The sequence below is a fragment of the Bacillus bingmayongensis genome (assembly GCF_000299035.1).
Taxonomy (GTDB): Bacteria; Bacillota; Bacilli; order Bacillales; family Bacillaceae_G; genus Bacillus_A; species Bacillus_A bingmayongensis.
This window is the reverse complement of the sequence record NZ_JH921520.1, coordinates 1-231: the sequence shown is the minus strand read 5'-3', so window position 1 is coordinate 231 and position 231 is coordinate 1. Positions and strand designations below refer to the sequence as shown.

General features: G+C 39.0%; 1 rRNA gene. It reads right to left on the bottom strand.

What is annotated here, in order from left to right:
• Positions 1 to 94: ribosomal RNA gene (gene rrf, locus Y7E_RS0123385) — 5S ribosomal RNA — on the bottom strand.
• Positions 95 to 231 lie beyond the last annotated feature (137 nt).

Here is a 231-nt window from a genome sequence, read left to right as displayed (position 1 = left end):
CCTACTCTCACAGGGGCAAGGCCCCAACTACCATCGGCGCTAGAGAGCTTAACTTCCGTGTTCGGTATGGGAACGGGTGTGACCTCTCTGCCATCATTACCAGACTTATTTCATTTGAGACAATCATTATTATACTTGATTCATTTTAAATGTCAACAAGTTTTTTTATATTCTCTCAAAACTAGATAACACTTGCTACATATTATATGGTTAAGTCCTCGATCTATTAGT